This window comes from Pseudomonas sp. RGM 3321 (assembly GCF_022836805.1).
GTDB lineage: Bacteria > Pseudomonadota > Gammaproteobacteria > Pseudomonadales > Pseudomonadaceae > Aquipseudomonas.
In genome coordinates, this window is record NZ_JALHBH010000092.1 from 50,521 (window position 1) to 72,030 (window position 21,510).

A 21,510-nucleotide genomic window follows, 5' to 3' on the forward strand; every position below is an offset into this window, starting at 1 on the left:
TCAGTTCACGGTGGACGTCGCGTCGACATGACGTGGCAAGGTCACCCGAATACGGGTTCCACGCTGCTGCTCGGGATCGGCCGGGCTGTCGATAGTGATTTGTCCATAATGCTCTTCAACGATGGAATAGACCAGCGCGAGGCCAAGTCCGGTTCCTTCGCCAGGCTCCTTGGTAGTGAAGAACGGCTCGAACAATCGGTCCATGATTGCCTTTGAAATCCCACTGCCTTCGTCTTCGACGATCAGGTCCACCGTGTGCTCGGATACTTCGCTTCTGACCCTGACCGCGCTGCCTGCCGGGGACGCATCTCGGGCATTGGAGAGCAGGTTGATCAGCACTTGTGCCAAGCGCTGCGGGTCGCCGACAGCCCAATGTTCGGGGTTGCACAGGTTATAGAAGTGTACTTCGAAATTGCGCCGGTTCAGCGCCAGCAGACCAATAGCATCCTGAGCCACCACAGCCAGACAAACAGCCTCGTCGCTGTGCTGATGAGCCCCCGCGTGGGCAAAGCTCATCAATGACTGGACAATGCGCGATACACGTTTGGTCTGTTCAAGTATCTGACTACTGATTTCTTTCAGTTCGCCGTCTTCTTCGCGCTCTTCACGCAGGTTTTGCGCAAGACAGGCAATGCCGGTGATCGGGTTGCCGATCTCGTGCGCCACGCCTGCTGCCAGTCGACCAATGCTGGCCAGCCGCTCTGAGTGCACCAGCTTGTCTTCAAGCATCTGCGTGTCGGTCAGATCCTCGACCAGCACCACCAGACCACTGTTGCCTGGGGCGAGAGGCTCGTTGATGGCCGCCTTGTGCAGGTTGAGCCAGCGGGTCTGGCCGTCCAGACCGAGTTTCTGCTTGTGCAGATGCTCATCGGGCAGACTGGTAAAGCCGGTCAGCAGGCTTTTCCAGGGTTCGGCGATGGTTTCCAGCCGCGAACCGACCACGCGCTGGGCGACGATACCGGTCAGCTCTTCCATGGCCCTGTTCCACATCAGGATCTCCTGATCTTCGGCCAGCGAGCAGACGCCCATCGGCAGTTCCTGAAGGGTCTGGCGGTGGTAGCGGCGCAAGGCATCGAGTTCGGCGGCAAGGCCGGTGAGGCGCGAGTGGTAGTCCTCAAGCCGGCTCTCAATGAAATGTATGTCTTCGGTAACGTATTTTTCGCTGCCCGATTTGTACGGCAGAAAGGTTTCCACCATGTCCTGCGCTACGCTGGGGCCCATCAGCCCGGACAGGTTGGCTTCGATGCGGTCGCGCAGGCGGCGTAGGGCATAGGGGCGGCGCTCATCGAACGGCAGGTAGAGATCGCGCAGCGCTTGCTCGACCTCCTTCTGCGCGGCTTTCGCGCCCAGCGGTTTGGCCAGTTGGGTGGCGAACTCCTGAGGCGACACGGCATGCAGTTCACGGCGTTGCGGGCGGCGTACGTTATCGACCGCACAGGCCTCGGCAGCCCCGGCTTCTTCAGGGCTGGCATTGGTGAACAGCGAGATCAGGGTGAACAACAACACGTTGGCGGCCAGCGAGGCGATGGCTGCCATGTGCCAACTGGTGTCGTCCAGCACATAGATCATGTTCAGCCAGGGAATGTAGAAGCCCTGCAGGTTGCCGATCAGCGGCAACAGCATGCTGACCGCCCAGACCGAAATGCCGGCCAGCAGCCCGGCGATGAAGCCGCGCCGGTTGGCGGTCGGCCAGTACAGTACCGACAGTACGCCCGGCAGGAATTGCAGGGTCGCAACGAAGGCGACGATGCCCAGATTGGCCAGATCCTGCTGAGCGCCCAGCAGCAGATAGAAGCCGTAACCCAAGGCGATGATCGCCACGATCAGTCCGCGTCGCGTCCACTTCAGCCAGCGGTAGATATTGCCCTCGGCGGGTGGCTGATAAAGCGGCAGCACTAGATGATTGAGTGCCATGCCGGACAGCGCCAGCGTGGTGACGATGATCAGCCCGCTGGCCGCCGACAGCCCGCCGATGTAGGCGAGCAGGGCCAGAGACTTGCTGTTGGCCGCGATACCGATGCCGAGCGTGAAGTATTCCGGGCTGGTCGTGGCGCCGAGCTTGAGCCCGGCCCATAGAATCAGCGGTACTGCGAGGCTGATCAACAGCAGAAACAGCGGCAGACCCCAACTGGCGCTGACCAGCGAGCGCGGGTTGAGGTTTTCCGTGAAGGTCATGTGGTACATGTGCGGCATGACAATGGCCGAGGCGAAGAACACCAGCAGCAGCGTGCGCCATGGGCCTTCCTGCAAAGGCGTGTGTAGCGAGGCGAGGGCGGTCTGGTTCTGCAGCAGCCACAGCTCCAATTGTTGCGGGCCGTCGAACACGCCATACAAGGCGTAAAGCCCGACACCGCCCAGTGCGATCAGTTTGATCAGCGATTCGAAGGCGATGGCGAATACCAGGCCCTCGTGTTTCTCGCGCGTGGCGATGTGCCGTGAGCCAAAGAAAATCGTGAACAGGGTGATCAGTGCGCAGAACGCCACTGCGACCCGATCCTGCACCGGTTCGCGGGTCAGAATTCCGATGGAGTCGGCCACTGCCTGAATCTGCAAGGCCAGCAACGGCAGTACGCCGATCAGCATGAATACGGTGGTCAGCGCGCCAGCCCAGGTGCTGCGGAAGCGGAAGGCGAACAAATCGGCCAGCGATGAAAGCTGGTAGGTGCGGGTGATTCTGAGGATCGGGTAGAGCAACACCGGCGCGAGCAGAAATGCTCCGGAAACACCCAGATAGCTGGACAGAAAGCCGTAGCCATACTGATAGGCCAGGCCGACCGTGCCATAAAACGCCCAAGCGCTGGCGTACACGCCCAGTGACAGGGTGTAGGTCAACGGATGACGGATGATCCAGCGTGGAATAAGGCCGTGCTCGCTGACCCAGGCTACACCGAACAGCACCAGCAGGTAGGCGGCGCTGACCATCAGCATCTGCGTCAGACTAAAGCTCATCGGCATCTCGCTGGCTCTGCAGAATGAAAGTCACCACGATCAGGATCAGCCACAGCATGTAGGGGCGATACCAGGCACCGGTGGCATCGATCCACCAGTCCATGATGGCCGGAGAGAACAGATAGATGCCGACCACCAGAAGCAAAACCAACCGGTATATGTACATCTGGTCTCCCTGTGCTGGTAGATGAGGAGCGGCATGTTAACGGATGGCGGATAACCTGCAAGCATCCTTGCGTCGCAGTTTGCGGCGACCGCTCTGGATCAGTCTATCCGGGCTTCTTCAATATTGCGCAGTCTGGGGATCAGGTCGGCGTTCCAGTGGCGGATTCCCCAGGCAAGCACTTCCTGCGCGGTGCCATCGGTCATGTGCGTATCGAGTGGCTGTCCCAGTGCCCGCAATGCCCGAATCAGCAGAGGGGTGGCCTGTTCGGCCGGCAGCGGCGGCGAGCGATAGGATTTGCCGAGCTTGTGGCCATCCGGCTGGGTGATCAGCGGCACATGCAGGTAGCGTGGCTGAGGCAGGCCCAGCAGTTCCTGCAAGTACAACTGGCGGGGCGTCGAGTCCAGCAGGTCGGCACCGCGTACGATATCGGTCACGCCTTGCCAAGCGTCATCAATGATTACGGCGAGCTGATAGGCATACAGGCCGTCGCGCCTGCGGATCACGAAATCACCGCTTTCGCGCCCCAGGTGCATCTTGAATGTGCCCTGCACACGGTCTTCGAAGCGATATTCAAGCTCCGGCACCCGGATGCGGATTGCGGCATTCTCGGGCGCATATCCCGCATTGCGGCAAAAACCGGGATACACGCCTTCAAACGGCTCGAGCTGTTTGCGTGAGCAGGTGCAGGCATAGGCCAGGCCATTATTGAACCAGTGCTGGAGTATTTCGGCGTAGGCATCATGGCGCTCGCTCTGCCGAGCCATCTTGCCATCCCATTCAAAGCCATAGCGCTCAAGTGTTTCAAGGATCGCGGCTTGCGCGCCGGCCACCTCGCGCGGCGGGTCCAGGTCTTCCATGCGTAAAAGCCACTGGCCGCCCACTGCACGAGCGTCCAGAAAGGACGCCAGTGCTGCGACCAGCGAACCAAAATGCAGATAACCACTGGGAGTGGGCGCAAAGCGCCCGATATAGGCCGGTTTTTTCATGGGCGGGATGTTACGGGTGGCTAGCTTGAGTGGGCAAGCGAAACGCAGTTGGTCTTCACACGGACTCTTTTGACGATGTTCACTCTGCGCCGCGTTGCTCGTTCAAGATCGGACGCAGAGCGGTTGAGATTATCGTTCCTCACGCTCCAGCGCAGGAATGCCGTGCGTGACGCTCCGCGTCACAGATCTTCGCCGCACCGCACATTCAAGACCGGACCAGAGCGTCGCACGATAGTTGAGATTATCGTTCCTCACGCTCCAGCGTGGGAATGCCTTGGGTGACGCTCTGCGTCACAGATTTGTGCCACATCGCACATTCAAGACCGGACCAGAGCGTCGCACGATAGTTGAGATTATCGTTCCTCACGCTCCAGCGTGGGAATGCCTTGGGTGACGCTCTGCGTCACAGATTTGTGCCACATCGCACATTCAAGATCGGACGCAAATCCAGAACGATGAACCGACGCCGAGCGTCGGCACGATAGTCAACGTGCGCACTGGCAGGAGCGTCGTGATTCGAGCAGCCTCAAAAAAAGACGCCGAAGCGTCTTTTCAGTCAAAGGCGGCCCCAGGTCACTTACCGACCTGTTTTTCCTTGATTTCTGCAAGGGTCTTGCAGTCGACGCACTGGTCGGCAGTCGGGCGTGCTTCAAGACGGCGAATGCCGATCTCTACGCCGCAGGATTCGCACCAGCCATAATCCTCTTCCTTGATCAGTTGCAGTGTCTTGTCGATCTTCTTGATCAGCTTGCGTTCGCGGTCACGGGCGCGAAGTTCGAGGCTGAACTCTTCTTCCTGACTGGCACGGTCGGCCGGGTCGGGGAAGTTGGCAGCTTCGTCCTTCATGTGATCTACCGTTCGGTCGACCTCTTGCATCAAGTCCTGCTTCCACTTGTTCAGGATCTTGGTGAAGTGCGCGCGCATGGGCTTGCTCATGTACTCCTCACCCTTTCTTTCCAAGTAGGGTGCAAAGCCGCCGATTAGATGGCCGTGTTGCTTTTCTGGGGTGGGCATGTCTGGACCGCCTCTCACTCTTCTAATCTATTGCGCAGGGTTGTTCCATCACCGACACCCGTCGGCCCTGCAACTGCAAGCGGGCGAACTTACCAGATCAAATCGGAGTGCGCTACTCCCGGTTGTCGAGCATGACGACGCCGTCCGCTTATAGAGATGGCTATTTCACATCTGTCCTTCACTTAAATGAACTCTTAGTCGATGCGCACCGTCATAGCTTTCTTTTATTCAGCGTTTGATGAACGGATTTTTCAGCCCGTTAACGCACCGTAGGGCGGTCGGTTCGGTAGAATCATGCCGCGTCGTCATGACAATCCTGTTTTCAATACCCGCACCCATAAAGGAATATCCATGACCCAGCCTTACAGTGCACGTAGTCGCGCCATCGAACCTTTTCATGTCATGGCGCTGCTGGCGCGTGCCAATGAACTGCAGGCAGCGGGTCATGACGTAATTCACCTTGAAATCGGCGAGCCCGATTTTACGACTGCGCAGCCCATCATCAAGGCTGGCCAAGCGGCGCTGGCAGATGGCAAGACCCGCTACACCGCCGCTCGCGGCCTTCCGCAACTGCGTGAAGCTATTTCCGGATTCTACGCCCGACGCTACGGTGTTGATATTGATCCCCAGCGCATTCTGGTCACGCCGGGCGGTTCGGGTGCGTTGTTGCTTGCCAGCAGCCTGTTGGTCGATCCGGGCAAGCATTGGTTGCTGGCTGACCCTGGCTACCCTTGCAATCGACACTTCCTGCGTTTGATCGAGGGCGAAGCGCAACTGGTGCCGGTCGGTCCGCAAGAACGCTATCAACTGAATCCCGAACTGGTGGCGGCTCACTGGAACCAGAACAGTGTCGGTGCGCTGGTAGCATCACCAGCCAACCCTACCGGCACGCTGTTGAGTCGCGACGAGCTGGCAGCCTTGTCCCAGGCGCTGAAAGCTCGTAATGGCCACCTGGTGGTGGACGAGATCTACCACGGCCTGACCTACGGCGTTGAGGCCAGCAGTGTGCTGGAGGTGGATAACGAAGCGTTTGTCCTCAATAGCTTTTCAAAGTATTTCGGCATGACGGGCTGGCGCCTCGGCTGGCTGGTTGCGCCGCAAGACGCCGTGGCCGATCTGGAAAAACTGGCGCAGAACCTCTACATCAGCGCACCAAGCATGGCGCAACATGCCGCGCTTGCCTGCTTTGAGTCGCAGACACTTGAAATACTCGAGCAGCGGCGCGCCGAGTTCGGCCGTCGCCGGGACTTCCTGTTGCCTGCGCTGCGCGAACTGGGTTTCGGTATTGCCGTCGAGCCGCAAGGGGCATTTTATTTGTACGCCGACATCTCGGCGTTTGGCGGCGATGCGTTCGCGTTCTGCAGGCATTTTCTGGAAACCGAGCATGTCGCTTTTACGCCAGGCCTTGACTTTGGTCGCCATCAGGCTGGGCATCATGTGCGCTTTGCCTATACACAGAGCCTGCCGCGCCTTCAGCAGGCAGTCGAGCGAATTGCTCGCGGTTTGCGTAGCTGGGGTGCCTGATGCGCTTTGCTCCGCAGCTTGAACAGGGTCGTTTGGTGATCCGTTACAAGCGCTTTCTGGCTGATATCGAAACCGACAGCGGCGAGCTGTTGACCATTCACTGTCCCAACACCGGTTCGATGCTCAACTGCATGATGTCCGGTGGGCGCGTGTGGTTCAGTCGGTCAAGTGACCCGAAGCGCAAACTGCCGGGCACTTGGGAAATCAGCGAGACCCCGCAGGGCCGTCTGGCCTGTATTAACACCGGGCGAGCCAATACGCTGGTTGAAGAGGCGTTGCGCGCCGGGGTTATCAGCGAACTTGAGGGGTTTACGGCGCTCAAGCGCGAGGTGGCTTACGGGCAGGAAAAGAGTCGTGTGGACTTTCGCCTGGAATACCCTGATGGCTATCTGTATCTGGAAGTTAAAAGTGTCACGTTGGGTTTCGATGATTCCAGTGTCGCTGCGTTTCCCGATGCGGTTACCCAGCGTGGTGCGCGGCACTTGCGTGAACTGGCAACGCTGGCGCGCGAGGGCGTGCGCGCTGTGTTGTTGTACTGCGTCAACCTCACCGGTATCGACGCCGTGCGACCAGCAAAGGAGATCGACCCTGCTTACGCGGCTGCGTTGCGCGAAGCCATTGACGCCGGTGTGCAAATTCTTGCCTACGGTGTGCACCTGACGCCGGACGAAATTGTTATTGACCGACGACTGCAGGTGCACTGGCTGTATTGAAGCGTTCTGGGCGTGGCGAGTCAGCCCTCGTCATCCTCCATGGGCAGTGACACCCAGATCCCCTCAGCGTCTTCACGGCTCTGGATTGCCGTCAATGACTGGCCTTCGCAGGGGCCGGCAACGCATTCGCCATTCTCGATCAGAAACAACGCCCCATGCGCAGCGCACCGGATCAGGCTGGCGCTGCTGTCGAGGAATTGATCCGGCTGCCATTCCAGAGCGATACCGCGATGCGGGCAGCGGTTTTTGTAGATGAACACATCCCCCTGACGACGTACTGCCAGCAATGCGTGTTCGCCCAGCTCGAAACCCCTGCTTTGGGCTTCGTGCAATTGACTTGAGGTGCAAAGGAATTTCAAGAAGCCTCCACAGGCCTGTTTTTTGGGTAGACGCCTGACCTGGGTAGTCTGACAGCTTCTTTGGATAGTCGCGTTGTCGTACGCGGGGCTTGTTACAGGCTGCGTCAGTTTTTTCCTGTCTTCCTGTGGCTTTTTTCTCTGCGCGTGTTGCTCACGCCTGCTGGCCTTCAAGCCCGTATATCGTTCTGCTCATGTTTTGCAGAGCGAAAACGCCATGAAAGAGATGACAGCAGATGATGAGCGGCTGGCGCGTCAGGTCATAAGGCTGCTTGAGCTGTTTGCCCTCAATGCCGACGACACGGAGCAGCGTATCGTCGGCATTTGTCAGCGCGCATGGACGCCTGTGGGGCAGGTTGCCGCGGTCTGCGTGCAGCCGCGTTTCGTGTGTCTGGCACGTACCACCCTGGACCGTATGCAGGCGCATGACATCAAGGTTGTAGCCATAGTCAATTTCCCTCATGGCAGCAGCAACATTCAGTCAGTGACTTCGCAAGTTCGCGCCGCGTTGCTGTCCGGCGCGGACGAAATAGATGTCGTGTATCCCTTTCGCGCACTGCTTGGCGGAGACAGGCAGCCCGGACTTGAGATGATATCGGCGTGCAGCTCATTGTGTGCAGGGCGGGTCAAACTCACTGCGACACTTGAAACAGGCGATCTGCGCGACTCACAAATGATCCTCAATGCTTGCCGCGATGCGATTGTTTCGGGGGCCGACTTTATCAAGACCAGCACGGGTAAATCAGCCACCCACGTTACACCGCAGGCTGCACGGGTGATGCTTGAGTCCATCGCGGATGTCGGCGGGCAGGTGGGGTTGAAGGTTGCGGGAGGGATCCGGACGTTTGACGAGGCACGTTTTTACATGACGCTGGCGCGTGCCCGTTTTGGTCGGCAATGGATGAGTGCCGGGCGCGTGCGGTTAGTCGGCTCAAGCTTGCTGGACGATTTACTGGCCAGGCTTGGCCTGTATGAGTCGTATGGCAACGGTTTTTGAGAGGTGGGCAGCTTTCTGAAGGGCAAAAAAAGACCCGGCAAAGAGCCGGGTCAAAAACCGTGATTAGCCTGATGAGGAGATAATCTGAAAGTCCGAACCAAGGTCTTTCAGTTACCGTCCAGTCTCGCGACCGGATGTGATAATCATAACGATTCTCATTTGTAAGTCAACAGTTCTTTTGACCCTGTCCATGCTCTTCACCTGACAGCTATCCATAGGCCAAAAATGCCTTGCACGGCATAACGGCTGGCTGCGCATGGTCGCGATATTTAGAGGCGGGAGTTTTGGAAATGAAGCGACACAGCGCCAGCCTGACATGCATTGCGCATGCAGGCTGCGACGGTTTTACAGTTTTAGCGGATCCGATAGCGCAGGCGTGTACCGAAATTTACCGACATCAAAATCTCGTCAGCCGAGAGCTCGGCGGGGAAGAACACGCCTGAAATCTGTGCGTGAGCGATGCTCGCACCTTCCATCGGCGTGTGCCGCAGGTCCAGGCCGCGAAGGTCGGCAGACCGGAAGTAGGCGTCGGTAAAGTCGATACCGGCGGTGTCCAGTGCCCGCAGGTCCAGCCCTCGGAAGTCGCCCCCGACCATATCAATGGTGCCGGTTCGCGGTTTTTCCTGGTTGAAACCTTCGACATCATCTTTGCGTAGCAGCATATAAAGCGGTGAGTCGATCTGTTTGGGCTGGCTCATGATGGCCTCGGACATGTGGTTGCGTTGGAATTATGGCGCCATTATATCGCCATCATTGTGGGGCCGTGAAGCATTACCCGCTCAACGGCCATGTGCCGGTTTTACAGCCCCGGCAGGCGTTGGCGAAGGTTGTCGATCAGGCTGTCCAGCTCACTGCTGATGTGGGTGGCAACCTTCTTGCTGCGCAGCGTTTCTTCTGCGTTGAGCGGTTCGCGATTGGCCTGCTGAGCCTCGATGACCTCCAGGGTGGCGTCGGAAGGATCATTGTTCTGTGCCTGACGCTGGGCAAGCCAGCCAGCGATCACTGCCTGTGGTGCTTCGCAATCGAGGATCAGAAACGGCACGCCGGTGTTCTCGGCGACTTTCGCCGCTGCATCACGCTGCTCATGCTTGAGGTAGGTGGCGTCGATAACTACAGAGAAGCCTGCGCGCAGGGTTATACCGGCAAGCTCATGCAGGTGTGCATAGGTCGCATCATTGGCTTGCGCGCCATACATCTCTTCAGCTCGCCCGGCAAACAGACGCTTGCGCTCTATGTCCGAACGCAGGCGAATGGCGCCCAGCGATTCCACCAGACGCATTGCGACATGGCTTTTACCGACGGCTGATACACCGTGGGTGATCGTCAGGAAAGGTGAGGGAATGGCGCTGTAGCTTTCGGCCAGATTGGCGTAGTTGCGGTATTGACGAAGCGTCGCTGCGCGCTGCACACCGTCGGCATCGGATGGCTGGCTGAACAGCGCCACCTTGGCACGAACCATCGCCCGATAAGCCTTGTAGAAATTCAGCAGTTCCAGGCCCGCGTAGTCGCCGGTGACTTCCAGGTATTGGCTGATCAGGCGCCGAGACAATGATTTCAGGCCACGGTCTTCAAGGTCCATTGCCAGGAAGCCTATGTCGGCGTACACGTCGGTCTTGCGGAACGGTTCGTTGAACTCGATGCAGTCAAACAGCACGACCTTGCCGTCAATTACTGTCGCGTTGCCCAGATGGATGTCGCCGTGGCATTCACGGATGAATCCATCGGCCTTGCGCTGAACCAGCAGTGGCTTGAGTCGCGCAAAGCTCGACTCTGCCCACGCCTGCAGGGCGTCGAGCTGTGCCAGGTCGGATTTTTCGCTGATCAGCGGACGAATCTGCTCAAAATTCTGTACCACAGGGGCCATCACGCTGTCGGGCGAGCCCAGTTCGCTTTCGGTTCCGACCTGCGGCGAGGTGAGGTGGAAGCCTGCGATCTGGCGCGCCAGTTCGTCGATATGCGCAGTGGTCACCTCGCCATTGGCCTGCAGGGTGCTGAGCAAGCCGTCTTGTGAAAACTGCTTCATCTTCAAGGCGTACTCGATGACTTCGCCGTCGCCGCCCAATTGCGGCGCGTCGACTGTGCCGGTGATCGGCAGCACTTCGATGTAGAGGTCGTCGGTCAGGCGCTGATTGAGGCGCAGCTCTTCGTGGCAGAAATGCTCACGCAGAGCCAGCGTAGTAAAATCCAGAAAACCGAAGTTCATCGGTTTCTTGAATTTGTAGGCATACGGGCCAGTCAGCAGAACCCACGAAATGTGCGTTTCGATGAGCTGGAAATTTTCCACCGGGTGTGGGAAAAGAGCAGGGTTCTGCAGGGCAGCAATCAAAGACTGGCTCACGGGTGATCCTTCAGGAATGTGTTCAAAATGTAAGTAAGCGATGCCGCCATTATGGCCGCTTGGCGCGAGGCTGCAAACCGCTGACTCGGGCGTCTGTCGATCCTTGCTAAAGTGCGTATAATCCGCGCCCATGACTCGATCCCGCACCTCTCGTTCTCCTAAAAAGCAACCTCCTCGCAGCCTGAACAAGTGGCTGGGCTGGGCGTTGAAGCTCGGTATTGTCGGCCTGGTTCTGCTGGGCGGCCTGGCCATTTACCTCGATGCAATCGTTCAGGAGAAGTTCTCCGGCAAGCGCTGGACCATTCCGGCCAAGGTCTATGCACGACCACTGGAGCTGTTCGTCGGACAGAAACTGAGCCGCGATGATTTTCTCATCGAGCTCGACGCCTTGGGTTATCGCCGTGAAAGCGTCGCGAATGGTCCTGGCGCTGCGGCGGTGAATGGCAATACCGTCGACCTCAACACGCGTGGCTTCCAGTTCTACGAGGGCACTGATGCGGCGCAGCAGGTGCGCGTGCGCTTTTCCGGTGATTACGTCGCCGACCTGTCATCAGGTAATGGTGCCAAGCTGGCCGTGGCGCGGCTTGAGCCCTTGCTGATTGGCGGGCTTTACCCGAAGAACCTCGAAGACCGGATCCTGATCAAGCTTGATCAGGCACCGCCGTATTTGCTCGACGGGCTGGTGGCGGTCGAGGACCGCGATTTCTACCACCACTTCGGTGTGTCACCCAAGTCCATTGCCCGGGCTATCTGGGTGAATACTTCGCAAGGACAGATGCGCCAGGGCGGCAGTACGCTGACCCAGCAGTTGGTCAAGAACTTCTACCTGACCAACGAGCGCAGCCTGACTCGTAAGCTCACCGAAGCCATGATGGCGGTCTTGCTGGAGATTCATTACAGCAAGCAGGAAATCCTCGAGGCTTACCTCAATGAAGTATTTGTCGGTCAGGACGGTCAGCGTGCCGTGCACGGTTTCGGTCTGGCCAGTCAGTATTTCTTCAGCCAGCCTCTTTCCGAGCTGAAGATTCATCAGGTGGCAATGCTGGTCGGGCTGGTCAAGGGGCCGTCCTTCTACAACCCGCGCCGCAACCCCGAACGTGCTCTGGAGCGGCGCAATCTAGTGCTCGACCTGTTTGAGCAGCAAGGTGTGGCCACCCCCGAAGTGGTGGCTGCCGCGAAGAAATTGCCACTGGGCGTGACCAAGACCGGTACGCTCGCCGACAGCTCGTTCCCGGCTTTTCTGGATCTGGTCAAGCGCCAGTTACGCGAAGACTACCGCGATGAAGACTTGACCGAAGAAGGGCTGCGGATCTTTACCAGCTTCGATCCGATCCTGCAGATGAAGTCCCAGGCAGCCATGGACGACACGTTCAAAAAGCTCGCCGGGCGCAAGGGTGTGGATGAAGTAGAGGCGGGTATGGTCGTCACCAACCCGGAGACCGGTGAGGTGCAGGCGCTGATTGGCGGTCGCGAGGCCGGGTTCTCGGGTTTCAACCGGGCGATCGATGCAGTGCGTCCGATAGGCTCGCTGGTCAAGCCGGCTATTTACCTGACCGCGCTGGAACGTCCGAGCCAGTACACGCTGACCAGCTGGATTGCCGACGAACTGTTTCAGGTCAAGGGAGCTGATGGCCAGATCTGGAAGCCGCAGAACTATGATCACAAGTCGCATGGCAACATCTTTCTGTATCAAGGGCTGGCGCACTCCTACAACCTGTCGACTGCCAAGCTGGGCCTTGAACTGGGTATTCCGACTGTGTTCAAGACACTGGCCAAACTGGGTGTAGCGCGTGAGTGGCCTGCTTATCCGTCGATGCTGCTGGGCGCCGGCGGCTTGAGCCCGATGGAAGTCGCCACCATGTACCAGACCATCGCCAGTGGCGGGTTCAATACGCCGATGCGCGGTATCCGCAGTGTGCTGACCGCCGAAGGTGAACCACTCAAGCGTTATCCGTTCAAGATCGAGCAGCGTTTCGATCCGGGTGCCATTTATCTGGTACAGAATGCGATGCAGCGGGTCATGCGCGAAGGTACGGGCAAATCTGTTTACAACGTGTTGCCGAGCTCGCTGAACCTGGCGGGCAAGACCGGCACCAGTAACGACTCGCGCGACAGCTGGTTCGCCGGTTTCAGTCAGGATCTGCTGGCCGTGGTGTGGATGGGCCGTGACGATAATGGCAAGACCCCGTTTACCGGCGCCACCGGCGCCTTGCAGGTCTGGACCAGCTTTATGCGCAAGGCCAATCCGCTGCCGCTGGACATGGCCATGCCGGATAACGTAGTTCAGGCATGGGTCGATGCGCAGACAGGTCAGGGTTCTGATTCGAGCTGCCCGAATGCAGTGCAGATGCCGTATATTCGCGGCAGTGAGCCCCAGCCCGGCTCGACATGCGGCGGCGCTCCGGCACCTGCCACTGAGGTGATGGACTGGGTCAAGGGTTGGTTGAACTAGGCAATCGAGGTTTTGAAGTGAATAAATGGTGGATTCCAGCTTTAACGGCACTGGCCTTGCTGAACGGCTGCGCCAGTGTGGAACGCGGCTCGATTCCGGTCGTGGATTCGAGCTCCAAGGTGTCCAACGGCGAGCGCGCGGCAGCGTCGCGTAATGGCACTTACCGAACCAACACCGCTCCAGTCCAGCAGCCGCAAGCCGTGCCGCAGGATTCGGGTGTCGTGGTGATGGTGCCGGGCGCGGGTGGTGCTGATGCAGGGCAGAGCTTCTCTGCGCCGACCAGTCAAGCGCCGTTCAGTGTCAACACGCCGCCTGTGGACGTGGCTCCGGTCAATCAGGCCCCGATCAGCCCGGCTCCGGCGAACAACAGTTACAGCATGCCGGCTGCCTCTGCACCGACCGGTATTCCTTCCAGTGGTGGCGGTTTGTCAGAGGACGAGCAGCTTGACGGTCCGGTACTGGCGTTGCTGACCACGGCACAGCAACAGCAAAGCAGTGGCGACCTCAACGGCGCATCCTCAAGCCTCGAGCGTGCGCAGCGTGTTGCCCCGCGTGAGCCTCAGGTGCTTTATCGTCTGGCTCAGGTGCGTCTGGCTCAGGGCGATGCAGCCCAGGCCGAGCAACTGGCACGTCGTGGTCTGACCTACGCCAACGGGCGTACCAGTCTTCAGGCCAGCCTCTGGGGTCTGATCGCTCAGTCTCGCGAAAAGCAGGGTGATGCAGCCGGTGCCGCACTGGCTCGCCAAAAGGCTCGCTGATGGATATGCGTTTGCCTGAGGTGGCCGAGCAGTTGCTGTTGATAGAACGCGAGTTGCGCGCGCTGGGCTGGTGGGATGCGACGCCGCCCAGCGAGCAGGCGCTTGCGAGTCAGGAACCGTTCAGCGTCGATACGCTCGAGTTTGCGCAGTGGCTGCAATGGATCTTCCTGCCGCGCATGAAAGTCATTCTTGAGCGCGACCTGCCGTTGCCCAATGCGTCCGGCATTCTGGAGATGGCTGAGATGGTCTATGCCGGGCGCCTGAGTGAAACCCGGCTGCTGCAGCAGCATCTGGCACGGTTCGACCAGTTGATTATAGCCGCTCGCTGAGCCAATCCTCTAGCGACAGAATTCGCTGATGCCTTTCTCGGTTTCTTCGGTACGCGTCTTGCGGTTTTCTTCCGTAAGACGCCTCGATTCTCCTCCAACCTGCTCGCGTACTCGCGGATTGTTCTGCAACTGCGCAAGATTGGTGCGCAGGGTTTCGCAATTTTCCGCGCGTTTCGCTTCCTGAGCTTTCACCTGACTTTTGACTTTCTGGTCAATGGCGCGTTGCTGTGCAGCTCCGTCGTCCGCAGGAGTGCTCAGTGCAGCGGCAGGTGGCGGCTTTTGCACGTTGATTTCCTGTACCTGCTGGCCGGTGGGGGGTTGAGCATCGAAGTGCGTCACGCCCTGGGCGTCGACCCACTTATAGATTGAAGCGGCCTGGCTGGTTGTGCTGAGGGCCAGTGCGGCTGCGAGAATCATCCAATGCATGTCGTGTCCTTGAGAGTCTGTGCATACAGAAAACTACCATAACGGTGCATTTCAGTCCGAAACGGTGCGATTTCGCCGGCCCGCTGTCAAGAAAGCGCACGGATCACTTGACTTGAAGGGGGGGAATCACAACAATCCAAAGTTCGCTGTAGAAGGACTGCCAGAAGCAGACCCTCTCAGTAGATCATGAGGCGCACACCCGCGCCGACCTGTAACACCCGCAACGCGTTACCTCGCGCTGGGTGGGAATGTTCCGCAACACTCAGGGACCTCCCAATACTTGCTCAGTCAGTGCTGACGTAGTCGGCGACCACCGTCGCTCATGCTCTGCTGGCAGTAAACCTATTAAGACCCGTCCCGGAGTGGGCGGTATTCTGGCGTTTTAGAGGTGAACAACGTGGAGCTTTTATCTGGCGCTGAAATGGTCGTCCGCTTTTTGCGTGACGAAGGCGTTGAGCATATCTATGGGTACCCGGGTGGTGCCCTCCTGCATGTCTACGATGCCCTGTTCAAAGAACCGGCGGTAAGCCATATCCTTGTTCGCCACGAGCAGGCTGCCACGCACATGGCCGACGGCTATGCACGGGCTACCGGCAAGGCGGGCGTGGTGCTGGTGACGTCCGGCCCGGGTGCAACCAATGCCATTACCGGTATCGCCACGGCATACATGGACTCCATTCCGATGGTGGTTCTGTCCGGTCAGGTAGCGAGCACGCTGGTGGGTACCGATGCGTTCCAGGAGACCGACATGATCGGTATCTCCCGGCCGATCGTGAAGCACAGCTTCATGATCAAGCACCCGTCGGAAATCCCGGAAGTCCTGAAAAAGGCTTTCTACCTGGCGCAGTCCGGTCGTCCGGGCCCTGTAGTGGTCGACATTCCGAAAGACATGACCAATCCGGCCGAGAAGTTCGAATACGTCTTCCCGAAAAAAGCCAAGCTGCGCTCCTACAGCCCGGCGGTTCGTGGCCATTCCGGCCAGATCCGCAAAGCCGTCGAGATGCTGCTGGCGGCCAAGCGTCCTATCGTCTATGCCGGTGGCGGGGTGATCATGGGCAATGCGTCGGCGCAACTGACCGAACTGGCTCAACTGCTCAACGCTCCGGTCACCAATACCCTGATGGGGCTTGGCAGCTATCCGGGCACTGACCGCCAGTTCGTCGGCATGCTCGGGATGCACGGCAGCTACACCGCCAACCTCGCGATGCACCACACCGACGTCATTCTGGCTGTAGGCGCGCGCTTCGATGACCGTGTCATCAATGGCGCGAGCAAGTTCTGCCCGAACGCCAAAATCATCCACATCGACATCGACCCGGCTTCGATCTCCAAGACCATCAAGGCCGACGTGCCTATCGTGGGTCCTGTCGAAAGCGTGCTGACTGAAATGGTTGCCACCTTGAAAGAGATCGGCGAAACGCCTGACAAGGCATCTGTTGCTGCGTGGTGGAAGCAGATTGACGAGTGGCGCGGTACGGGTGATCTGTTCCCGTACAACCGTGGCGATGGCACGGTCATCAAGCCGCAAGCCGTTATCGAAACGCTGTGCGAAGTCACCAAGGGCGACGCTTATGTCACCTCCGACGTCGGCCAGCATCAGATGTTCGCTGCGCAGTACTACCGTTTCAACAAGCCGAACCGCTGGATCAACTCGGGCGGTCTGGGCACGATGGGCTTTGGTTTCCCGGCTGCGATGGGCGTCAAGCTGAGCTTTCCGGATGCGCACGTTGCCTGTGTGACCGGTGAAGGTAGCATCCAGATGAACATTCAGGAACTGTCGACCTGCCTGCAGTACGGCTTGCCAGTGAAGATCATTCTGCTCAACAACGGTGTTCTGGGCATGGTTCGTCAGTGGCAGGACATGAGCTATGGCTCGCGTCACTCGCATTCCTACATGGAATCGCTGCCTGATTTCGTCAAGCTGGTCGAAGCCTATGGCCACGTCGGCATGCGCATCACTGACCTGAAGGACTTGAAGCCCAAGATGGAAGAAGCCTTTGCCATGACTGATCGTCTGGTGTTCCTGGATATTCAGGTCGATGTGACCGAGCACGTCTACCCGATGCAGATCAAGGACGGCTCCATGCGCGATATGTGGTTGAGCAAGACGGAGCGGACATAATCATGCGCCATATCATTTCCCTGCTGCTGGAAAACGAACCGGGTGCATTGTCTCGCGTCGTCGGTCTGTTCTCCCAGCGCAACTACAACATCGAAAGCCTGACGGTTGCGCCGACCGAAGACCCGACCCTGTCGCGTCTGACGCTCACCACCGTGGGCCATGATGAGGTGATCGAGCAGATCACCAAGAACCTCAACAAACTTATCGAAGTGGTCAAGCTGGTCGACCTGTCGGAAAGCGCTCACATCGAGCGCGAACTGATGCTGGTCAAGGTCAAGGCCACTGGCGCGCAGCGTGCCGAGATCAAGCGCACCACGGATATTTTCCGCGGGCAGATCGTCGACGTGACCGCCAGCGTTTATACCGTGCAGCTGAGCGGCACGAGCGACAAACTGGACAGCTTCATTCAGGCCATCGGCACCGCCGCTCTCCTGGAAACAGTACGCAGTGGCGTAACGGGCATTGCCCGTGGCGACAAAGTGCTGAGCATTTAAATCAATTAAGCAAATGGCCTGAACGGCCAAGATAACAGGGGATTTCCATGAAAGTTTTCTACGACAAAGACTGTGACCTTTCGATCATCCAGGGCAAGAAAGTCGCCATCATCGGTTACGGTTCGCAAGGCCACGCTCAAGCGTGCAACCTGAAAGACTCCGGCGTTGATGTCACTGTTGGCCTGCGTAAAGGTTCGGCTACTGTCGCCAAGGCCGAGGCCCATGGCCTGAAAGTGACTGATGTTGCTTCTGCCGTTGCTGCTGCCGACCTGGTCATGATCCTGACCCCGGACGAGTTCCAGTCCCAGCTGTACAAGAACGAAGTCGAGCCGAACCTGAAAAAGGGCGCAACACTGGCGTTCTCCCACGGCTTCGCGATTCACTACAACCAGGTTGTGCCGCGCGCTGACCTCGACGTGATCATGATCGCGCCAAAGGCTCCGGGCCACACCGTACGTACCGAGTTCGTCAAGGGTGGCGGTATTCCTGACCTGATCGCGGTTTATCAGGATGCTTCCGGCAACGCCAAGAACGTTGCCCTGTCCTACGCTTCGGGCGTTGGCGGCGGCCGTACCGGTATCATCGAAACCACCTTCAAGGACGAGACCGAAACCGACCTGTTCGGCGAGCAGGCTGTTCTGTGCGGCGGTACTGTCGAACTGGTAAAAGCTGGTTTCGAAACACTGGTTGAAGCTGGCTACGCGCCGGAAATGGCCTACTTCGAGTGCCTGCACGAACTGAAGCTGATCGTTGACCTCATGTACGAAGGCGGTATCGCCAACATGAACTACTCGATCTCCAACAACGCCGAATACGGCGAGTACGTGACTGGCCCTGAAGTCATCAACGCTGAATCCCGTCAGGCCATGCGCAACGCTCTGAAGCGCATCCAGGACGGTGAATACGCGAAGATGTTCATCAGCGAAGGCGCTACCGGCTACCCTTCGATGACCGCCAAGCGTCGTAACAACGCTGCCCACGGCATCGAAATCATCGGCGAGAAACTGCGCTCTATGATGCCTTGGATTGCTGCGAACAAAATCGTCGACAAAGACAAGAACTAAGCTTTAGCTTCACAAAAAAACGCGGCCAATCGGTCGCGTTTTTTCGTTATGGGTCAGGCTCTGGTATAAAGCTGCATCGTTTGCCGCCGAACCCTCGCGGCAGACCTCTGTCGAACCTTTTCATACCGCTGCAAGGTAATCTCCATGAGCGAACGTCCCGAGGAGCCCAACAAGGCCTCCGACGCTGAAAGTCTGCTACCTATCGATGAACATGTGGAAGAAGGCCATGACGCCGAAGGCCGGCAGGTCCGGCATCGCGGTATCTATCTGCTGCCTAACCTGTTCACCACCGCGAACCTGTTCGCTGGCTTTTACTCCATCATCAGCTCCATGAGCGCACAAAGCGCGATGAGTGCAGGTGATACCTCCGGTGCGAGCAAGTATTTCGCGTTCGCCGCCATCGCAATCTTCGTCGCCATGGTCCTCGACGGGCTGGATGGCCGCGTTGCGCGCATGACAAATACCCAAAGCGCGTTTGGTGCCGAGTACGATTCCCTGTCCGACATGGTAGCCTTTGGTGTGGCACCCGCGTTGCTGGCATTCGGTTGGGCATTGGGTGACATGGGCAAGGTGGGCTGGATGGTCGCCTTCATCTATGTGGCGGGCGCGGCATTGCGTCTGGCGCGCTTCAACACTCAGGTCGGCAAGGCTGACAAACGTTACTTTATTGGCCTGGCGAGCCCGGCTGCGGCAGGTGTTGTGGCTGGCACGGTCTGGGCGTTCAGTGATTTCGGCATTCAGGGTTCGAAGCTGTCGTTTCTGGTGGCCTTGCTGGTTGCGGCAGCAGGCATGCTGATGGTCAGCAACATCAAGTACAACAGCTTCAAGGAGCTGGATCTGAAAGGGCGTGTACCTTTTGTTGCGATTCTGGCCGTGGTGCTGGTGTTTGCCGTGGTATTCAGTGATCCGCCGCGCATTCTGCTGCTGATATTCCTCGCGTACGCGCTGTCCGGCCCCATTCAGTACCTATTGCGTCGTCATAAAGCCTCTCAATGATCTAATTTCCACCATACTCCGTAGTCTACTGGTGCATCAGTTCCCTTAGGCTGCGGAGTCATCATGCTAATCAAGCTTCCTTCTGCGTCCGACTCCAAAGAGTCGGATGTCACGCCTGAATCCATTTATCTCTCGCGACGCACATTGCTCGCCAGCTCGCTTGCCGGTCTGGCCGTCACGGCGCTGCCGCGCTGGGCAAGCGCTGCAGACGCTTCGCGCTATGCGGATGTAGAGCCCGGGAAAGCGCCAGGGTGGTTCGCCGACAAGCTTGCGTCCACTAAATGGCAGGCGGTCAATGTCAAGGACGAGGCGATCACGCCGTTCAAGGACGCGACTCACTACAACAACTTTTACGAGTTTGGTACCGACAAGGGCGATCCTGCAAAAAATGCCGGTTCCTTGCAGACTCAGCCGTGGAGCGTCGTGATCGATGGTGAAGTCGGCAAGCCGGGTCGCTATGCGCTGGAAGACTTCATGAAGCCTTACCAGTTGGAGGAGCGGATCTATCGGCTGCGCTGCGTCGAAGCCTGGTCAATGGTCATTCCCTGGATGGGCTTTCCGATCTCTGCACTGCTTAAGCAGGTAGAGCCGACCTCGAAGGCCAAATACATTCGCTTCGAAACGCTTGAAGACGCCAAGTCCATGCCAGGGCAGCGCTCTGACTTTGCTCTCATCGACTGGCCTTATGTAGAAGGGCTGCGTCTGGATGAAGCGATGAATCCGTTGGCGATTCTTGCGGTGGGCATGTATGGGCGTGAGTTACCTAATCAGAACGGCGCTCCGCTGCGTTTGGTGGTGCCGTGGAAGTATGGCTTCAAGAGTGTGAAGTCCATTGTGCGTATCAGCCTGGTCAGCGAGCAGCCGAAGACCACATGGCAAAGTATCGCGGCAAATGAGTATGGCTTCTACGCCAACGTCAACCCGACAGTTGATCACCCCCGTTGGACCCAGGCCAGAGAGCGTCGCTTGCCGAGCGGCCTGTTCAGTCCGAATCTGCGCGACACGAAAATGTTCAACGGTTATGAGGAGGAGGTGGGGGCCTTGTATGCCGGTATGGATCTGAGGAAGGACTATTGATGCGATACCCGTTCTGGCGTCTGGCCGTATTTCTCGCTGCGTGCGTTGCGCCGGTCTGGTGGCTCTATCAGGCGTGGATCTTTGCCCTGGGTCCTGATCCGGGCAAGGTTCTGGTTGAGAACTTCGGGCTAGCGACTCTGGTGATGTTGCTGATCACAATGTCCATGACGCCTTTGCAGCGCCTGACCGGCTGGCCGGGATGGATCGTTGTCCGTCGTCAACTGGGGTTGTGGTGTTTTGCTTATGTGGTGCTGCACATGACGATGTATGCGCTGTTCATCCTCGGGCTGGATTTAGGGCAGTTGGGCGTGGAGCTGGTCAAGCGTCCCTATATCATCGTGGGTGCGTTGGCGTTTCTCGGGCTGTTGGCTTTGGCGGTGACGTCCAATCGCTATAGTCAGCGTCGACTCGGGGCGCGCTGGAAGAAGCTGCATCGGCTTATATACGTGATTCTGGGGCTGGGCTTGCTGCACATGTTCTGGATTGTCAGGGCTGACCTTAAGGAATGGGCACTGTATGCGGGGATAGGTGCGTTCCTGTTGCTGCTGCGGATTCCAGTGATTACAAGGCGAATCCCGCGTCTTGGCGGTTCTGCCGGGACAGGATCGAAGAAAGTTCAAAATAACGGTTGACGCCCTCTGTGATCTGTCTATAATTCGCCCCACTTCCGGCGCAGACGGAAACGAAAAAGCCTTGTAGATCAATGGTTTGCAAGGGTTTTGAGTGAAGAGTCAGCGAGGAAGCAGGTC

Annotated in this window: 20 protein-coding genes; 12 read left to right on the forward strand and 8 right to left on the reverse strand. The window is 58.3% G+C overall.

Annotated elements, in window-relative coordinates; all coding sequences use genetic code 11:
• The 4 genes from RGM3321_RS04915 to dksA all read right to left on the reverse strand — a co-directional run bounded on the left by RGM3321_RS04915 (window position 1) and on the right by dksA (window position 5,115).
• Window positions 1–2,955 carry a sensor histidine kinase gene (locus tag RGM3321_RS04915; protein ID WP_244391827.1) on the reverse strand — a complete coding sequence of 985 codons (2,955 nt, stop codon included), beginning with the start codon at window positions 2,953–2,955 and terminating at the stop codon, window positions 1–3.
• Entirely contained in the window at window positions 2,939–3,115 is a 177-nt protein-coding gene (locus RGM3321_RS04920) for a hypothetical protein (protein WP_002552060.1), read from the reverse strand. The genes RGM3321_RS04915 and RGM3321_RS04920 overlap by 17 nt, the downstream gene beginning before the upstream one ends.
• Window positions 3,116–3,213: 98 nt before the next feature.
• Window positions 3,214–4,101, reverse strand: coding sequence for a tRNA glutamyl-Q(34) synthetase GluQRS (gene gluQRS / locus RGM3321_RS04925; protein ID WP_244391828.1), 888 nt, complete (start codon window positions 4,099–4,101; stop codon window positions 3,214–3,216).
• Window positions 4,102–4,674: 573 nt separating this feature from the next.
• Window positions 4,675–5,115 (reverse strand): RNA polymerase-binding protein DksA, encoded by a 441-nt coding sequence (gene dksA / locus RGM3321_RS04930; protein WP_244391829.1) that lies wholly within the window; start codon window positions 5,113–5,115, stop codon window positions 4,675–4,677.
• Window positions 5,116–5,466: 351 nt separating this feature from the next.
• Here dksA and RGM3321_RS04935 point away from each other — a divergent pair, with 351 nt between their 5' ends.
• The gene (locus RGM3321_RS04935; protein WP_244391830.1) at window positions 5,467–6,639 is read left to right on the forward strand and encodes a pyridoxal phosphate-dependent aminotransferase; all 1,173 of its coding nucleotides are present in this window, start codon (window positions 5,467–5,469) and stop codon (window positions 6,637–6,639) included.
• Window positions 6,639–7,352, forward strand: coding sequence for a DNA/RNA nuclease SfsA (sfsA, locus tag RGM3321_RS04940; RefSeq protein WP_244391831.1), 714 nt, complete (start codon window positions 6,639–6,641; stop codon window positions 7,350–7,352). Before RGM3321_RS04935 ends, sfsA begins: the two co-directional genes overlap by 1 nt.
• 20 nt (window positions 7,353–7,372) lie before the next feature.
• Here the strand turns inward: sfsA and RGM3321_RS04945 are convergent, their stop codons facing one another.
• Window positions 7,373–7,711: a Rieske 2Fe-2S domain-containing protein gene (locus RGM3321_RS04945; protein ID WP_244391832.1), complete on the reverse strand. Its 339-nt coding sequence runs from the start codon at window positions 7,709–7,711 to the stop codon at window positions 7,373–7,375.
• Window positions 7,712–7,925: 214 nt separating this feature from the next.
• Here RGM3321_RS04945 and deoC point away from each other — a divergent pair, with 214 nt between their 5' ends.
• Window positions 7,926–8,705 (forward strand): deoxyribose-phosphate aldolase, encoded by a 780-nt coding sequence (deoC, locus tag RGM3321_RS04950; RefSeq protein ID WP_244391833.1) that lies wholly within the window; start codon window positions 7,926–7,928, stop codon window positions 8,703–8,705.
• 353 nt (window positions 8,706–9,058) lie between these two features.
• Here deoC and RGM3321_RS04955 read toward each other — a convergent pair whose 3' ends face one another.
• Window positions 9,059–9,403, reverse strand: coding sequence for a pentapeptide repeat-containing protein (locus tag RGM3321_RS04955; RefSeq protein WP_244391834.1), 345 nt, complete (start codon window positions 9,401–9,403; stop codon window positions 9,059–9,061).
• A gap of 101 nt (window positions 9,404–9,504) precedes the next feature.
• Window positions 9,505–11,043 (reverse strand): bifunctional aminoglycoside phosphotransferase/ATP-binding protein, encoded by a 1,539-nt coding sequence (locus RGM3321_RS04960; protein ID WP_244391835.1) that lies wholly within the window; start codon window positions 11,041–11,043, stop codon window positions 9,505–9,507.
• Between the two features lie 130 nt (window positions 11,044–11,173).
• On the opposite strand from RGM3321_RS04960, the gene mrcB reads away from it, so the two are divergent.
• The 3 genes from mrcB to RGM3321_RS04975 are packed head-to-tail and all read left to right on the forward strand — an operon-like array spanning window position 11,174 to window position 14,582.
• Entirely contained in the window at window positions 11,174–13,495 is a 2,322-nt protein-coding gene (gene mrcB / locus RGM3321_RS04965) for a penicillin-binding protein 1B (protein ID WP_244391836.1), read from the forward strand.
• Window positions 13,496–13,512: 17 nt separating this feature from the next.
• Window positions 13,513–14,253, forward strand: a complete 741-nt coding sequence (locus RGM3321_RS04970) for a hypothetical protein (protein WP_244391837.1) — start codon at window positions 13,513–13,515, stop codon at window positions 14,251–14,253.
• Window positions 14,253–14,582, forward strand: coding sequence for a YqcC family protein (locus tag RGM3321_RS04975; protein ID WP_244391838.1), 330 nt, complete (start codon window positions 14,253–14,255; stop codon window positions 14,580–14,582). The genes RGM3321_RS04970 and RGM3321_RS04975 overlap by 1 nt, the downstream gene beginning before the upstream one ends.
• A gap of 9 nt (window positions 14,583–14,591) precedes the next feature.
• Here the strand turns inward: RGM3321_RS04975 and RGM3321_RS04980 are convergent, their stop codons facing one another.
• Window positions 14,592–15,008: a DUF4124 domain-containing protein gene (locus RGM3321_RS04980; protein WP_244391839.1), complete on the reverse strand. Its 417-nt coding sequence runs from the start codon at window positions 15,006–15,008 to the stop codon at window positions 14,592–14,594.
• 397 nt (window positions 15,009–15,405) lie between these two features.
• Here RGM3321_RS04980 and RGM3321_RS04985 point away from each other — a divergent pair, with 397 nt between their 5' ends.
• From RGM3321_RS04985 to msrQ, 6 genes are all read left to right on the forward strand, one after another.
• Window positions 15,406–17,130, forward strand: coding sequence for an acetolactate synthase 3 large subunit (locus tag RGM3321_RS04985; RefSeq protein WP_244391840.1), 1,725 nt, complete (start codon window positions 15,406–15,408; stop codon window positions 17,128–17,130).
• Between the two features lie 2 nt (window positions 17,131–17,132).
• Window positions 17,133–17,624: an acetolactate synthase small subunit gene (gene ilvN / locus RGM3321_RS04990; RefSeq protein WP_244391841.1), complete on the forward strand. Its 492-nt coding sequence runs from the start codon at window positions 17,133–17,135 to the stop codon at window positions 17,622–17,624.
• A 47-nt stretch (window positions 17,625–17,671) separates the two neighbouring features.
• Window positions 17,672–18,688: a ketol-acid reductoisomerase gene (gene ilvC, locus RGM3321_RS04995; protein ID WP_002552076.1), complete on the forward strand. Its 1,017-nt coding sequence runs from the start codon at window positions 17,672–17,674 to the stop codon at window positions 18,686–18,688.
• Window positions 18,689–18,832: 144 nt separating this feature from the next.
• Window positions 18,833–19,684, forward strand: coding sequence for a CDP-diacylglycerol--serine O-phosphatidyltransferase (gene pssA, locus RGM3321_RS05000; RefSeq protein WP_244391842.1), 852 nt, complete (start codon window positions 18,833–18,835; stop codon window positions 19,682–19,684).
• Window positions 19,685–19,747: 63 nt separating this feature from the next.
• Window positions 19,748–20,761: a protein-methionine-sulfoxide reductase catalytic subunit MsrP gene (gene msrP, locus RGM3321_RS05005; protein WP_244391843.1), complete on the forward strand. Its 1,014-nt coding sequence runs from the start codon at window positions 19,748–19,750 to the stop codon at window positions 20,759–20,761.
• The gene (gene msrQ / locus RGM3321_RS05010; RefSeq protein ID WP_244391844.1) at window positions 20,761–21,393 is read left to right on the forward strand and encodes a protein-methionine-sulfoxide reductase heme-binding subunit MsrQ; all 633 of its coding nucleotides are present in this window, start codon (window positions 20,761–20,763) and stop codon (window positions 21,391–21,393) included. Before msrP ends, msrQ begins: the two co-directional genes overlap by 1 nt.
• Window positions 21,394–21,510 lie beyond the last annotated feature (117 nt).